Source organism: Paenibacillus sp. FSL R5-0923 (assembly GCF_038009145.1).
In the GTDB taxonomy this organism is placed as follows: Bacteria; Bacillota; Bacilli; order Paenibacillales; family Paenibacillaceae; genus Paenibacillus_AQ.
Window position 1 is genome coordinate 1,237,002 of the sequence record NZ_JBBPAT010000002.1, and the last position, 17,068, is coordinate 1,254,069.

Below are 17,068 nucleotides of genomic sequence, written 5' to 3' on the forward strand. Positions count from 1 at the left end.
TAAGTTATCCATTTAGGAAAAAAATAAAGAGACCCTAAAAAGCTATTGGCTTCAAAGGGTCTCTTGTGGTGTCGGTTTATACTGTGACGGAATTGCTGTCAGCAGTGATGCTGCTTAGTCCGTTCACGGTATATTCTTTGTCATAGATAGTAATAGAAGCTGGAATATCAGTTTCATTCGTAACCGTAACCTGTGCGTCCGAAACGCTTACTTTTAGACGGGAGCCGCGGAACATGATTTTGAAAGAGTACGCTGTCCAGTGACCTGGGTTCGATGGGCTCAGAGTCAGTCTGCCATCATGAACACGTAATCCGCCAAAGCCATGTACGATTGACATCCAAGTTCCGGCCATACTAGTGCTGTGTAAGCCGTCTTCGGTATCATTGTTATAGTTATCAAGATCCAGTCTTGAAGTACGCAGGTACATTTCATAAGCCTTATCCTTATATCCTAGTTCGCTGGCTAGAATAGAGTGGATACAAGGGGATAGGGAGGACTCATGAACAGTGATCGGCTCGTAAAAGTCGAAATTCCGTTTTTTGGTATCCAGATCGTAGCGGTCCCCTAGGAAATATAATCCCTGCAGAACGTCTGCTTGTTTAATGAAGCAAGAACGAAGGATACGATCCCAAGACCATTTTTGGTTTAGTGGCAGGTTCTCAGCTGCCAGATCCTTGACTTGAATAATCTCTTTATCTAGGAAGCCATCTTGTTGCAAGAAGATACCCAGTTCTTCATCTGCAGGATAATACATTTTGGCAATGATATCATTCCATTTTGCAGTTTCGCTCTCTTGGAGTCCTAGTTTGTCAACTAGTTCTGCATAGCGTGTGGATTCGTTCTTTTTCAGATAATCCAGAGCTTCTAAGGTATATTCCATAGTCCAGGAAGCCATCCGGTTGGTGTACCAGTTATTATTTACGTTATTTTCATATTCATTAGGTCCCGTTACGCCAAGCATCACGTATTTGTCTTTACGATTTGCATAGTGAACACGTTCTTCCCAGAAGCGGGAGATTTCCACCAGAACTTCAAGGCCATATTGACCAAGATAAGCTTTGTCTCCTGTGTAGTTCACATAGTTGTAAATCGCATAAGCAATGGCACCGTTACGGTGAATTTCTTCAAATGTAATTTCCCACTCATTGTGGCACTCTTCGCCATTCATTGTAACCATTGGGTACAATGCGCCTTTTACGAAACCAAGCTTACGAGCATTTTCCTTAGCCTTCTCCAAATGCTTGTAACGGTAGATCAACAGGTTGCGAGCAATAGAGGAGTCTGCTGTGCTGAGATAGAAGGGAACGCAATACGCCTCTGTATCCCAGTAAGTGCTGCCGCCGTATTTTTCACCTGTAAAGCCTTTAGGTCCAATGTTCAGACGGTCATCTTCACCATTGTAGGTTTGGTTTAGCTGGAAAATATTGAAACGAATCGCTTGCTGTGCCGAAACGTCACCTTCAATAATGATGTCGCTTTCTTTCCATTTCTCTCTCCAAGCTTCTATTTGTTCTGTCAGAAGGGTTACAAAACCAGCTTCCTTAGCAGCTTGCAAAGCAGTTTGAGCGGCATCGACCAATTGTCCAAGACCGTGATTACGCGAGGTTACGTTAGCAACATATTTATAAATGACGACTTGATCACCAGATTGTACGGATACATTCATTTTGCTGGCTACATATTTCTCTTGTTCAATGGCTTCAGCATCAGCGTTGACTTTCTCACCGTTGATAAGGATATCAAAAGCCATAGCAGAGGTTACATGGAAATCGAGCTTTTTAGTCTTAAGGGTGAGGTGTCCACCTTCAGTGCCTGCTTGCTTCTCAACTTCATTCCAGAATTTCTCGTCGTAGTTGGAATCCTTGTTCTTCACGTCACCGTCGAGATAAGGAGTGATCGTAATCTCGCCTGAGAAATTCACAGGAATGATGGAGTAACGAATAGCACCGATTTCTTGACGAGTCATGCTGACGAATCGGATACTCTCAACTTTAACTTCCTTACCATCTTCGAGTGTGGCAGTGAAACAACGGGAAAGCGTACCTTCCTTCATGTTAAGAACACGACGGAAATCGGAAACCGTACATTTTGCCAGGTCTAAAGGAGTTCCTTCAATGTCGATGTTAATACCGATCCAGTTCGTGCTGTTCAGTACTTTAGCAAAATATTCAGGATAGCCGTTCTTCCACCAGCCGACCCGTGTTTTGTCAGGATAGTAAACGCCAGCCATGTAGCTGCCTTGTAGGCTACTTCCACTATATTGCTCTTCAAAATTAGCTCGACCGCCCATAAATCCGTTGCCAAGGCTAAATACACTTTCAGAGATTTCTTGTGTCTGTGGATCAAAGGATTCTTCAATAATGGACCATTCATCAATTGTTAAATATTGTTTCACGATAACCGGCTCCTTTAAATATGTTGTGGGGATATATAATGAACTATATCTCTACTTTGGTGCTTGTGAGTCGCTCCGCTGGCGAAAGGTTGTTCCGATCGCTGTTGTCCCCAGATGCTTAAATTTGAAGAATTAAAGGTGAGCATCTGGGGACAAAGGCGAACGCTAGCGCTTCTACACAATCCTTTCGCCATCTCCACTTCAAGCGTACCTCTAGATATACATATTTCATTTATAAGTGGAATGCAGCAGGGCGAATCACATTAACACTTTCAGTTGATTAATGTTCGTTAGACTTTAAGCAAAAGATTTTTTGAGTTGTGACACACTCATATGAGCGAGCGATGGAACGACGATGTTCGCCGCATTGAGCGTTTCCGGTGAACCAATACCAACGCTGAACATTCCAGCACGCGACGCAGCTTCAATTCCTGCTTCTGCATCTTCGAAGACAACACAGTGTTTAGGATCAGCGCCAAGTGCTTTAGCTCCTAAAAGAAAAACTTCCGGATCAGGTTTAGCAGCACTTGTGTGTGTGCCATCGATGATTGCATCAAAGTAAGGGGTCAATCCGGTATTATTTAATATCGTCATTGCGTTCTTACTAGCAGAACCGAGGGCAACTTTGATGCCATTCTCACGGCACTCTTTCAGAAAATCAAGCGCACCTGGCAAAATCTCTGAGCTGTCCATTTTCGCAATATATTCGACATATCGATTATTCTTCTGTTCTGCAAGCTTAGCTTTCTCTTCTTCATCGATAGTTAGTCCGCCGATTTCCAGCAAAATATTTAGCGAGGCAGTTCTGCTGACTCCTTTAAGGCGTTCGTTATCTTGTTCTGTGAAGAGAAACCCTAATCCATCTGCAAGCTCTTTCCATGCGATATAATGGTATTTGGCAGTATCAACGATAACACCATCCAAATCGAACAAGCAGGCTTTAATTTCCGTCATTGTAGTACCTCCTAAAATTTGTGACAGTATCATGATCCATTGGGTAATCGTATCTGAATTTGCTTTCAATTCGTATAAGCTTTGCTAAAGATGTTAAGTTTATCTTAACCTCAGATTCGAAAATTCACCCTGAAAAGAACTGGATCAAGAAGTTTTAGTAATTTAGCGCAAACGTTTGTACAGATTTTCAAAAAATAAATGAAGCGTTGATCGCTTCACTTATTCATTCGGTTTTGTTCTTAGCATGAGAGTACATGGATGACTCTCTCACGATCAAGCGATGTGGAATAACAAATCGGTTTGTATAACCAGCATCGTGGTTCGGACTCTTGATATTCTGGATAAGTACCTGAGATGCAGTGTAGCCAAGATGATAAATTCCAATATCAATACTACTGATCGGAGGGCTGGATAATTCAGATAATGGAATATTGTTAAAGCTCACAATAGCGAGATCGTCAGGCACTTTGTATTTCAGCTCATTCAATCCGCGTAAAATTCCGAACGATACCATATCATCCACTGCAACTAGAGCAGTAGGCCGATTAGGCAAATTCATGAAAAAAGACATCGCTCTATATCCGCTATCCTGTAGAAATTCACCTTCTACAATCCATTCATCACGCATTTCAAGACCGCTATTCAGCAATGCTTTACGGTATCCTGCGAGACGATCGCGAGAAACAATTAGATTAGGCGGTCCACTTACGAAGCCAATACGTTCATGACCCATTGAAATGAGGTGGTTAGTAGCATCATATGCTGCCATCACATTATCGTTATCGACAGATAAAATATTCTCATATCGATCACTTCGGCCTACCAGTACGAATGGATAATCGTTACTCTCTAGAAAATCAATAACAGCATCATCTGTACGAGAGTAAAGCAGAATAACACCATCTACTCGACGACCCTTTAGAAGTCTTGAAACGGCTTCCAATTCTTCCTTCTCGTTTGCTCCGGAGCTAATTAACACGTCGTAGCCGGAACGGCTAGCTTGTGTAACGATCCCTCGGATTAATTCCATAAAAAATAGATTTGAGAACAGCTCTTCAGCTGGTTTAGGAAGACTGAAGCATATGCTATTTGTAGTTTTCGACACTAGACTCTTAGCCATCATGTTAGGTGTATAGCCCATATCTTCCATAATAGCTTTGACCTTGCGGGAAGTTTCCAGGCTGATTCTGGGGTGATTGGACAATACCCGGGATACCGTGGAGGGAGATACTCCCGCTTTCTTGGCCACATCCTTAATGGTAACTGTCATAGAAACCTCCTTATGGAACCGTTTGCTTTACACAGTAATATTAATCTAAGAGTTCTAAATTGTAAATAGATAAAGTCATTTGGAAGGGCAATATTGCTACTTTTGGAAAGAGTATTAGAAATTTATGTGTAAAATTGTTTGTTTTCACCAAAAAAGTATGAATGATTTAGCAAGATTGAACTTAATATGTATAAAAGATATCCGATTTCTTTGAAAGGAGCATTTCGTAAATGCAAACGTGTGGCTTAAATTTTTTGGAACAATTCGATTCGAGGAATGGAATTAGAGAGACATTCAAAAAAAGGGATAAATCCTAAATGGGATTATCAGGTTTACTTTTCTTTATTTTTACTTTTATGATAATTTGAGTTCGTTAAACACATAAAAATACTGGTTGACAATACCATAAATACAGCATTAGTATGTAAATCAAAATATAGCAAGCGTTTACATTGGGCGATTTTGGATCGATATCAGTTGTGTTAAGGAATGAATTTTATGTACTTAGGTTTGTGCACGACTTATTGCAAACGTTTGCACTGATTTCATGATTTTTGTGATGTTCTTTTACTTTGATAAGGATGGTGATGCTGTTAATCTGGTTTGACGAGCCGCACACATAGACCTTCTCCAACCACAGAAGGAAGACGCATGATTTCATAACCTCAGAATAATTGGCGGGGTTCGAGAAATTATGTATCCGCTTGCACAAAGGGAATTCATAATTATGGGAGGTTTTACAAAAATGAAAATAAATTTATGGGGTAAGAGGACGTTCGCGATCTTCATGATCGTTGCTCTTGTGTTCTCCAGTCTCGGCTTACACCCAGTTAAGGTTTCAGCAGAAACGACAAAGGTAGTTTTGGTCGGTGATTTGCAATCACAGTTTATTTCTACTGGGGCGGAAAATCCCGGCAAGGATTGGGATGAGACATCAGTAGTCACCCAAATGACTTACTCAGACAATGGGTTGTATTCTTTTACTGGGACTCTGCCAGCAGGAGAATATAATTATAAGGTTGCTCTGAACGATAGTTTTGATGAGAGTTATGGCTACGGAAATTACACCAATCCTAATGGAGTTAATAATAAAGGCGATATCCACATCAAGCTAGAAACAGAAACGACTGTAACCTTTTATTATAATGACATCACTCATAAAATAGCTGATTCTACGTACTACACGCCAATTGCTGCGGATAAACTGCCAAGATTGACAGGAAACCTGCCAGCAGAGGCGTTGTCCACGTTATCAGATCCTGATTTTGATGGTGTGTACAGTACAGTTGTTACTGTGCCGCAGGGAGATTACACATATAAGGTTTCTGTTCCAGGAGTCACAGAAGCAGAGGATATGTCTTATCCAGAAAGCGATCTAGCGTTGAGCCTACCGTTAGATCTTAAGGTAACCTTCAAGTACAACACTGGAGATCATAGTGTAACTGCGGAATATAAAATTCCTTCGGGACCTGTAGAGGTTACACCTGTTCCAGCAGGGCACATCCGTGTTCACTACAAAGCTAGTGATTACTCTGATAAGGGATTGTGGCTATGGGGTGATGTTGTAAGCCCTTCTGTTGATTGGGCTATGGGTGCGACCCCTTTTCCTGATGGACAAATGGATTCCTATGGAGCATATGTTGATGTGCCGATTAAGGATGGAGCTCAGAAGATCTCATTCATCGCGCTTAAGCGTGCAAGTGGGGAGAAAGACGGAGGAGACAAGAACTTCTCGATTAGTACTCCACAAACTAATGAAGTATGGATCACAGAAGGTTCTGATGTAGTTACGCCTTATGAACCGGTTAAGCTTCCGGCAAATACTGTTCGGATCCATTATATGAGATCAGATTCCAATCAAAGTCAGTATGGATTATGGTTGTGGGAAGATGTTGCAGTTTCACTTAAGGATTGGCCTAAAGATGCAGTTCCATTCCAAGCAGATCAAGTAGGTCGCTTTGGTGCTTATATTGATATTCCATTGAAAGAAGCTGCGAAAAAAATTGGGTTTCTAGTAGTGAACCCGTTGAATGGCGATAATAAAGACGGCGGTGACAAAGGATTTACTCTACTGGATCGTTACAACCAGCTGTGGATAAAAGAAGGAGACAACAATGTATATGTATCTCCATTTGGTGAAACACCTATCGGTTTAGTGTCCGCTGAGGTGTTATCGACAAGCAAAATCCTTCTTGGCTTCACGTTAACTGACGGCTTGGATGCAGCAGCATTGAAGAATGAGATTACCGTTAAAGATAAAGACGGTGTTGCTATTCCTGTATCGGCTGTAACCATTACTAGCAAAACTTCAATTGAAGTTGATACAAAAGCCTTTGATCTGGATAAAGTTCCGCTTAGCGTTACTTATTCAGGTAAAACGGTCTCTGCGGCTAGTGGTTGGAGAATGCTTGATGAAATGTACAATTATACAGGAGATGATCTAGGGGCTACGTACAACGCTGACAAAACAGCCACGTTAAAATTGTGGGCTCCTAAAGCTAGCTCGGTTGTCGTAAATGTGTACGATAAGAATGACTCCAACGTGCTTGTGGGCAGTGTTGACTTAACGAGCGGTGAGCAAGGAGTCTGGTCAGTGGACTTAAAGCCGACTGATTTGACAGGCACGACTACAAACGATGTAAGAGGATTCTTTTATCAATATGAAGTGACGAATGACGGTGTAACCAATAAGGTCCTTGATCCTTATGCTAAATCAATGGCGGTATTTACTATGGATACCACAGGTGCAGCTGGTGCTGGCGGGGATACAGTCGGTAAAGCGGCTATCGTTGATTTAAGACAGACGAACCCGGATACCTTTGGTTATGCTGATATTAAAGGCTACGAAAAACGCGAGGACGCAATCATTTATGAAGTCCACGTCAGAGACTTTACATCCGATGTATCGATCGAAGATAGTCTGAGTGGCGAAAGATGGGGCTCTTATAGCGCTTTTGAAAAGAAGCTCGATTATATTAAATCTCTCGGTGTAACTCATATTCAATTACTTCCTGTAATGGCTTGGTATTACGGGGATGAGACGAAGATGGGGACTAGAGAAACAGAATATTCCGCTAAAAACAATGAATACAACTGGGGATATGATCCTCACAACTACTTCTCTCCAGATGGTGCTTATTCGCAGAAACCTGCTGATCCTGAGGCACGGATTAAAGAATTAAAAGGTTTGATTGACGCCGTACATGAAGCTGGAATGGGTGTCATTCTGGATGTAGTGTACACACATATGGCTAAAAAAGAATTCTTAAACGACATCGTACCTAATTACTACGCGTTCCAAGATGCAAATGGCAACTTTATCGGAGGTTTCGGAAACAATCTGGCCACTAACCATAAAATGGCTGAGAAGTTGATGGTTGATTCCGTGAAATACTGGTTTGAAGAGTACAAGATAGATGGAATGCGCTGGGATATGATGGGCGATGCGACAGCGGAGGCTGTTCAGAATGCTTATGATGCCGCGGCAGAAATTAATCCGAAGGCACTTTTTATCGGTGAAGGCTGGAGAACATTCGGCGGTGCCGCAGCTGATCCTTCCCTTGCTGGAAAAGGGGCAGATCAGGACTGGATGGATAAAACGGATAGCGTCGGTGTTTTCTCTGACGAATTCCGCAATGAATTGAAATCTGGTTATGGTTCCGAAGGTCAACCTAGATTTATTACAGGCGGAGCGCGTCCAATAGCGACAATCTTTAACAATATTAAGGCGGAGCCCTCAAATACGCCTGCTGATGATCCAGGTGATATCGTTCCGTACATCGAAGCGCATGATAACCTGACGCTGCACGATGTTATTGCACAAACGATCAAGAAAGATCCTGCCATTGAGAAGAATGAGCTTGAAATCCAGAAACGGATTAGACTTGGAAACATGCTTGTTCTAACCTCCCAAGGCACTGCCTTCATTCATGCAGGCCAGGAATATGGGCGTACCAAGCAATGGAATAGCACTTCGGTTCCTCAGGATAAATACACTGAAATGTTTGATAGTGAAGGCAAATCCTTTGGTTATTTTATTCATGATTCGTATGATTCTTCGGATGCTGTCAACATGTTTGATTGGACCAAAGCAACGGATGAGTCACAATTCCCAGTACAGAACACGACAAGAAAATATACGTCAGGGCTGATGGAATTAAGAAAGTCTACCGATGCATTCCGATTGGGCGATAAGGATCTGGTTGATTCCAATGTTAACCTAATTCCTGCACCAGAAATGAAGACTGATGATCTTGTCATTGGCTATTCAAACAAAGCTACTGATGGCACAGGTATCTATTATGTCTTCATGAATGGCGATAGCACAGAAAGAACTCTGACTTTATCGGAGGATTTGACGAGTGGTCAAGTGCTTGTTGACAATGATGAAGCTGGTGTTAATGCGGTTAGTCAACAGAGTGGTTTCATTTTAAATGCGAGTTCAATCAAGCTAGATCCTTTGACTGCAGTGATTATCAAAATGGAAGCTGAAGCCGCTACGCTTACTTCTATAGAGACCGATAGTGCAAGCTACACGCTGGCAGCAGGCAATACGCATCAAACAGCTGTTTTTGCGAAGTACGACGACAACAGCAGAAGAAATGTTACGCAATTGGCTACTTATACTTCCAATAAGCCTGAAGTGGCTACAGTAACCAATAAAGGTCAAGTGAAGGCAATTGGTAATGGAACAGCTGTAATTACCATCACTTATGGCGGTATTTCTACAACCGTTACAGTTAAGGTTACGGATAAGAGATATGTTCTGTTCAATTATACCCGTAGTGATAAGGATTATAAGGATTGGAACATCTGGGTCTGGAATACAGGAGTGAAAAATGATCAGATTGATTTTACAACCTTTAAGAATGGCACAGCGAGTGTTTTGATTGAGGTTGCTGAGAATGCGACAAGTGTAGGGTTCGTCCTTCGTAAAGGTACCGATTGGTCGATTAAGGACCCCTACGGGGATGACCGTATCATTCCGCTGACGCCTGGTGAATTATTCACTAAAGTGAATGTAACTAGCGGGGTGAAGGAGTTTGATATCAAACCAAGTATTAGCGGTCCTATCCTTAAGGATGGAACGATTACTTTTAGATATCGCGATGATGCCTTGTTCCGTAATGGAAATATGGATGCGATCACAGCTGCAAAAGTAAAAGTGAATGGAAAAACATATCCAATGGTTTATGATTCCGCTAACGAGTGGTTCACTTTCACGTTGACTGATTTAGTAGAAGGTACGTATAAGTATACGTTCTTGATCACGAAAAACGGAATCACTACTGAATTTACAGATCCTAAGAATACAGTGAATGATGAATCTATTGTTGTGTATCATATTCCTGACGTTAAGATTACGACATCCGTGAATCCGGAAGCAGTTACATCTAATCAGAATGCGGTTGTAACCATCAATGTAGTGACTTCAGAGGAGGTAACATATTCAGAGGGATACATGGATTTAACCAATCTTGGTGGACCAAGCAAAGTTAAGCTGGATACGGGGCTGATGAAACAGACAGTTGCTGTGAAGGACACGGTGTCAGCGGGGATCAAAAATATTCCGATTACGCTCGTGGACCAGTACGGAAATTCACATAAAGAAAATGCTAAACTCGAGGTAAAATCGAGAACCTACACAGGTGATAAGCTGGATTTTGATTGGGATGAGGCTCGTATATACTTCGCGCTTACAGACCGCTTCAAAGACGGAGATCCAACAAATAATGAGAATGTAGATAAAGATCAACTGGAAGCATACCACGGTGGTGATTTCCGAGGAATGATCGACAATCTCGATTATTTGCAAGAACTTGGTATTAACACGCTTTGGATTACGCCAATTGTAGATAATATTGATTTTAATAAAGGGGATGGCTTCAAACAATACGGATATCATGGCTATTGGGCCAAGGACTTTACAAAGCTCGACGAGCATCTTGGTGATATGGAGACCTTCAAGGAATTGATCGAAAAGGCACATGACAAGGGCATCAAGATCATGGTCGACGTTGTACTCAATCATACGGGCTACGGTTTAAAGGTTGAGGATAAAGAGCCGACGATTACAGCTGAGGATAAAGCACGTTTTGAAGGAATGCTTCGTACGGATGGTGTATCCGCGGATACAGATCCAATCAAAGGCGAGCTTGCAGGATTGCCGGATTTCAAAACGGAAGATCCAGCCGTTCGTGAAAAAATTATCGCTTGGCAAACAGGGTGGTTAGATAACGCTCGGACGGAACGTGGAGATACGATTGACTATTTCCGTGTGGATACAGTCAAACATGTAGAAGATACAACTTGGAAAGCATTTAAAAATGCACTGACTTCAATTGATCCAAACTTCAAAATGACCGGTGAATACTTTGGCGGAACCATTGATAGCAATGGTGGAATGCTCGAAACTGGCCAGATGGACGGACTGCTTGATTTTGGATTTAATGATGCTGCGAAAGACTTTACTGATGGTAAAGTTAACAGTGTTGATTCCTATTTGCAGGAACGAGAGTTAAAGATTGATAACACGAAGATGATGGCACAATTCCTGAGTAGTCATGATGAGGATGGCTTCTTGTCTAATTATGTGGATGGAGATAAAGGCAAGCTGAAAATCGCAGCCGCTCTGCAAATCACAGCCAAGGGACAGCCAGTCATTTACTACGGAGAAGAACTGGGGAAATCGGGCAAAAATGCAGGAGACATGTCTAAAGGTGAGTTCAGTGAGAACCGTAAAGATATGCCTTGGGATCAGTTGACTGCAGAAAAGCCACTTCATGATCATTATCAGAAGCTGTTGAATATCCGCGCAAAATACTCCAAAGTGTATTCCAAAGGGACGCGCACGAAGCTGGCAGGTTCAGATGATTTAGGTTATTTAGCCTTCAATAAGTCTTACGATAATGAGAACGTCGTGACGGTTATTAACACTAAGACAAGTGAGGAATCCGCAACGATTCCAGTACCGTTTGCTGCCAATTCATCTGTAAAGGATGAGTACAGCGGTAAAACATACACGGTATCCGAAGATCAAAAAGTAAACATTGATCTACCAGGTAGAGATGATGGGGGTACGGTTATTCTAGCTGCTGTATCTAAAGTGACACCAACACCAACCTCAGGTGGTGCTGTAGTTAGCCCAACAACTCCTGCTGATATGCAAGTTGTCAGTGAGGACAGTTTGAAGAATGGTAAAGATGGAAAGGTACAAATCGATATTGCTGCAGGTAAGACAGCGGTATTGTTACCGTTGCAAGCAGCAAAAACATTGGGATCTAATGATCTAGTATTTAAAGTGGGGGATCTATTAGTTACTATCCCTAACAAACTGTTAAGCACAATACCAAGTTTAGCTTCAGGTGTGGATGCGGAAGGTGCTCAAATCCTGTTGGAGCTGAAACCATTGGTCCAGTCTGCTACAAAAGCATTAGTCGATGGTTTAAACAAAGAGGTGGGAACCGTAACTTCGCTTTCCGATGTGTTTGAACTGAGACTTAGCATTCTGAAGAAAGATGGTACCCGGATTGTAGTTAAGAAGTTCGATGAGCCAATCACGATATCGTTTAAGATTAAAGGTCAATCGAATAAAGATCTATTGGGGATCTACTATTTAGGCGATAATGGCGAGCTTGAGTACGTAGGTGGACAGCTGAATGGAGATGTGATATCTACACAAGTCACGCACTTTAGTAAATATGCCGTATTAGAGATTGTGAAGTCGTTTGAGGATGTTCCAACTACTTATTGGGCATTCCATGCGATTCAGTCTCTTGCTGCAAAACAAATTGTTTCAGGAGTTACGACAACCGAATTTAATCCGAAGAGCAATGTTAGTCGTGCGGAATTTACCGCATTACTAGTTCGTGCACTTGGTTTAAATGCGGAAGGGCCGGTTCAATCTACTGATATCAAGTCAGATGCATGGTATTCATCATACGTAGCAACAGCTTCTAAGCTGGGCATTGTTAGTGGTCGAAGCAAGGATACTTTTGCGCCGAATGCTTCCATTACCCGTGAGGAAATGGCTATTATGGTGATCCGTGCGCTTGAAGTGAAGTCTGGTAAGAAGATCGAACCAGCAGTGGGTGTCACGACATTTGCAGATGCATCTAGCATTAGCAAGTGGGCAGATAGCTACGTGAAGACAGCAGCTGGTCTAGGGCTTCTCCAAGGCAGAGAGAACAATCAATTTGCTCCAAAAGGGTGGATGACCCGCGCCGAAAGCGCACAGATTATTTATACACTACTGAGCAAGTAAACTGGACTTCGGTGTGCTGATTGTTAGTGCACCGAAGTATTAGTAATTGGCTAGTAATGTGACAGTCATTCTTAGTCATCTCTAATAGAAAACAGGGTATCCCACAGCTATCATAGCTAGTGAGATACCCTGTTTTGTTATGTTTTATACGGCCAAAGGCATTTAAATCTAGTTGATTGCTTTAAGTATAGCGAAACCATAAGCAGGCATCTTCACGTTCAGCTTGCCACGCTCAGCACGCACTGTATCGGCCGTGAACAAGTTCTCCCAATTTCGCTCGTCTACGTCAATACGGAACGTTTGAGCGGTCTCTTCGCTATTGATCAGTACAACTATAGTCTCAAGATCCAATCGGCGCTCATAGGCTATCTTACTGCCTTGTCGACCTGCCTCTAAGAAAGTAAATGTCCCCGTACGAAGTGCAGGTTGCTCATTGCGGATTTGAATGAGCTGACGGTAGAATTCGAACAGATCACGATCCTGCTTCTCAGGGTTCCACTCCATGCATTTACGACAACCTGGATCACCTTCACCGTCCATTCCGAACTCGTCGCCATAATAGATACAAGGAGTACCCATAAAGGTGAACTGGAATAGTGCAGCTAATCGCATTTTATTTTTGTCCCCAGCAGCCAGCGTGAGTAAGCGTGGAGTGTCATGACTATCTAACAGATTGAAGGCAACTTCACTTGCTTGCAGTGGGTAGCGCGATAACTGTCTACCAATAGAGTTGGCAAACCCCTCTGCATCAAGGTTACCATGAACAAAAAAGTCTAAGACAGCATCAGTGAAGGGATAGTTCATGACGGCATCGAATTTATCACCCTCCAGCCACGGAGCAGACTCATGCCAGATTTCTCCAAGGATGTAGGCCTCCGGATTAGCGCGCTTTACCACCTTGCGGAATTCACGCCAGAAATCATGATCTACTTCATTGGCTACGTCGAGGCGCCAACCATCGATTCCAACTTCTGTAATCCAGAATTCAGCGACCTTCAGTAAGTACTCTTTAACTTCAGGATGTTCGGTATTAAGCTTTGGCATATGTGGTTCAAAGGCAAAAGTATCATAAGTAGGAATCCCGTTTACAACTTGAAGCGGAAACTCACGAATATGGAACCAGTCTTTGTAAATGGAGTCTTCTCCCTTTTCCTGAACATCTAAAAATGGAGCGAAGGTTCCACCGGAGTGATTGAATACTGCGTCTAACAGCACACGAATACCACGTTTATGGCAGAGTTCGACGAGTTTTTTTAACGTTGCAATATCCCCGAAATGCGGATCAACTTTCATGTAATCTTCTGTATCGTATTTATGATTAGTAGTTGCAGTGAAGAGTGGTGTGAAATAAATAGCATTGATGCCAAGCTCGTTAAGATGATCCAGATGATCAATAACCCCTTGCAGATCGCCGCCAAAAAAGTTGGTTGGTGTTGGCTCTGCTCCCCATGGCTGAACATCTTTTGGATCAAGGCTAGGGTCGCCATTTGCAAAGCGTTCAGGGAAGATCTGATAGAAAACAGCATCCTTTACCCAGGCAGGTGGAGTGAACACATCAACAGGGTTAATAAATGGGAACTCGAAAAGCTTGTTTGGATTTTCTGGCCGGTTCGTTTGAAAATCATTTTCGGTCATCCAAACCTTCTCGTTATCCTTTTGCAGTAAGAATCCGTATTTCAATCGGCGATAGATGGGAACTGAAGCACATTCCCAATAATCGAACATCGCATCAGAGGTGAAGAGGGTCATGGGGATTAGCTCTTTCGTGGTATCCCAAGTGTACTTATCCCCTGCAAAAGCAAATACTTCTGTTAAATCCCCTTTTTTAGCGCGGAGACGCAAGTGAATCGTACTCTCATTATAGGCATAAGACCAATTTAACCGCGGGCGATGGTACACAGCTTCCAGTAACATGAATAAGTCCTCCTAAAGTTTTGTAAGCGATACTTCCCTGACCAGCTTCGGCAAAACTACTTCGAAAGCATACGCTAAAGTTTTGTAAGCGATACTTCCCTGACCAGCTTCGGCAAAACTACCTCGAAAGCATACGCTTAAGTTTTGTGAGCGATACTTTCCCGAACAATTGATTACTGCGTGTGGGTTTTAGAATGTCGCTATTGTTATTGGTTGCACAGTTTTTTATGCAACATGCGCAAATGATGAGACAAACTTGCACATAACAAAGAGGCACAACCGCCGCGAAGTAGCTTGTCCGAGGTTGTACCTTTCATAAGTAACATTGCCTTTTAGTTATATAGAACAGGAGGCAGACAATAGATGCAATGATTCATGTTGGGTTGCCTCTTAACGATTTGGATTATAGCATGGAATAAAAGGGCTTTCAATACTCTTGTTCAAACCATTGCACAAATTTTCACTTGAGTATATGAGCGTTTCTACTGCCCGATAATTGTAAATCTACTGGAAAAGTGAATTTGTGGTATATCAGGGGCAAATAAAATAGCAATTCCATTTTTAAACACATGAATAATCGACTAATTAAAAGATATCATGTGAAAAATGGAGATAAATGCCTATAGTGTTTATCAATTAATGGAAAATGGTCAAATATGGTATGTGCAAACGTTTTTAAAAACAAACGATACTGTTGTATGATGTATTCATGAATGAAGCGCTTTCTTGCACTGCGAAATGCAGCTCAAGAAGGAGCGAGCTAAAAGAATAACTTTTTTTTTAGCTTTTCTGAAATCGTTTGCGCAAATTTCTTGCTCTACTATTTTATCATCTTATGCTTTTTTAAAATTGGGAGGGGTTAAAGTAATGAAGTTAAAAAAAGTGATGGTTATCACCGCTGCTGTCTCTATGGCACTGTCCGTTACAGCGTGTGGTTCGAGCAACAATGGGAATGCCGGGGGAAACAATGCAGCAAAAGCTACTAATGCTGCTAACAACACTACAGAGACTGCAGCGCCAGAGAGCACAGATGCAGCAGCGACAGAAGAGATTGTACCTGAAGATGGAGCGACTCTAGTTGTATGGGAAAGTAAGGAAGAAAGACCATTCGCAGACGAAATTGCTAAGCAGTTCACAGCAAAATATAACGTTCCAGTCAAGATTGAAGAGTTGGCACCACCAGATCAAGTAACTAAACTTACGCAAGATGGTCCTTCAGGATTAGCAGCAGACGTTATCCTTATTCCTCACGACAACTTAGGTAAAGCAGCAAGTGCGAGCTTGGTTCTTCCTAACGATGTCTTCGGTGAAGAAACAAAAGCTAGCAATACTGAAGCTTCGATTATTGGATCTTCGTATGAAGGCGAATTGTATGGCTACCCAAGAGCAGCAGAAACTTATGCATTGTTCTACAATAAATCACTTGTTAAAGAAGCACCTAAGTCTTTCGACGATGTTCTTGCTTTCAGCAAAACATTCACAGATAAATCCAAGAACAGATACGGAATTATGTGGGAAGTAGGAAACTTGTACTTCAACTACATGTTTATCGCTTCCGATGGCGGATATCTGTTCGGTAAAGACGGTACAGATAAAGACGATATCGGACTTGCTAATGATGGAGCTGTTGCAGGACTTAAAGAATTTGTGAAAATGAAAGAAGCATTGCCAATTAAGAGCGGAGATATCAACGCTGATATCAAACGCAGCTTGTTCAACTCAGGTGATGTAGCGATGGATATCACTGGTCCTTGGGAGCTTGGAGGATACAAAGCAGCTCTTGGAGATAACCTTGGTATCGCACCGATCCCTACAGTAAATGGCAAAACAGCTATTACATTCTCTGGTATCAAAATTTTCGCAGTTAACTCGTTTACTCAATATCCGAACGCTGCTAAATTGTACGCTCATTTTGCATCAAGCAAAGACGCTCAATTGTTACTGAACAAAACGATCGGTTCTGTTCCTACAAACAACGAAGCGCTTCTTGATCCACAAATCGTTAATGATCCATTTGTATCCGCTTTTGCAGCACAAGCTAAGAGCTCCCAACCAATGCCTTCTATCCCTGAAATGGGTAACGTTTGGAGCCCAGTAAATGCAGCGCTTCCAGAAATTTGGGATAAAAATGTGGATCCAAAAGCAGCTATGGACAAAGCCGTTCAACAAATCAAAGATTTGAACAACAGTTCATCGCAATAAGGATCATAAATCACAGTCTTAACAGCATACAGTGAATCAAGCTGCCCGTCGCATGTTTAGCGGAGGGCAG

At 42.2% G+C, this 17,068-nt stretch carries 6 protein-coding genes; 2 read left to right on the forward strand and 4 right to left on the reverse strand.

Going from position 1 to position 17,068, the window contains the following annotated elements:
- Nucleotides 1-76: 76 nt before the first annotated feature.
- The 3 genes from MKX35_RS30545 to MKX35_RS30555 form a co-directional block, all read right to left on the reverse strand.
- Complete coding sequence (locus MKX35_RS30545) at nt 77-2,395, reverse strand: glycoside hydrolase family 65 protein (protein WP_076300002.1); 2,319 nt, start codon at nt 2,393-2,395, stop codon at nt 77-79.
- Between the two features lie 297 nt (nt 2,396-2,692).
- Nucleotides 2,693-3,349 (reverse strand): beta-phosphoglucomutase, encoded by a 657-nt coding sequence (gene pgmB / locus MKX35_RS30550; protein ID WP_042186321.1) that lies wholly within the window; start codon nt 3,347-3,349, stop codon nt 2,693-2,695.
- Between the two features lie 223 nt (nt 3,350-3,572).
- Nucleotides 3,573-4,619 (reverse strand): LacI family DNA-binding transcriptional regulator, encoded by a 1,047-nt coding sequence (locus tag MKX35_RS30555; protein ID WP_042186323.1) that lies wholly within the window; start codon nt 4,617-4,619, stop codon nt 3,573-3,575.
- Between the two features lie 745 nt (nt 4,620-5,364).
- Between MKX35_RS30555 and MKX35_RS30560 the strand changes: the two genes are divergently transcribed.
- Nucleotides 5,365-12,882, forward strand: a complete 7,518-nt coding sequence (locus tag MKX35_RS30560) for a pullulanase (protein WP_076300001.1) — start codon at nt 5,365-5,367, stop codon at nt 12,880-12,882.
- Between the two features lie 168 nt (nt 12,883-13,050).
- Here MKX35_RS30560 and MKX35_RS30565 read toward each other — a convergent pair whose 3' ends face one another.
- Complete coding sequence (locus MKX35_RS30565) at nt 13,051-14,796, reverse strand: alpha-glycosidase (RefSeq protein ID WP_076300000.1); 1,746 nt, start codon at nt 14,794-14,796, stop codon at nt 13,051-13,053.
- A gap of 867 nt (nt 14,797-15,663) precedes the next feature.
- Between MKX35_RS30565 and MKX35_RS30570 the strand changes: the two genes are divergently transcribed.
- Nucleotides 15,664-16,998: a sugar ABC transporter substrate-binding protein gene (locus MKX35_RS30570; RefSeq protein ID WP_076284192.1), complete on the forward strand. Its 1,335-nt coding sequence runs from the start codon at nt 15,664-15,666 to the stop codon at nt 16,996-16,998.
- Nucleotides 16,999-17,068: the final 70 nt, after the last annotated feature.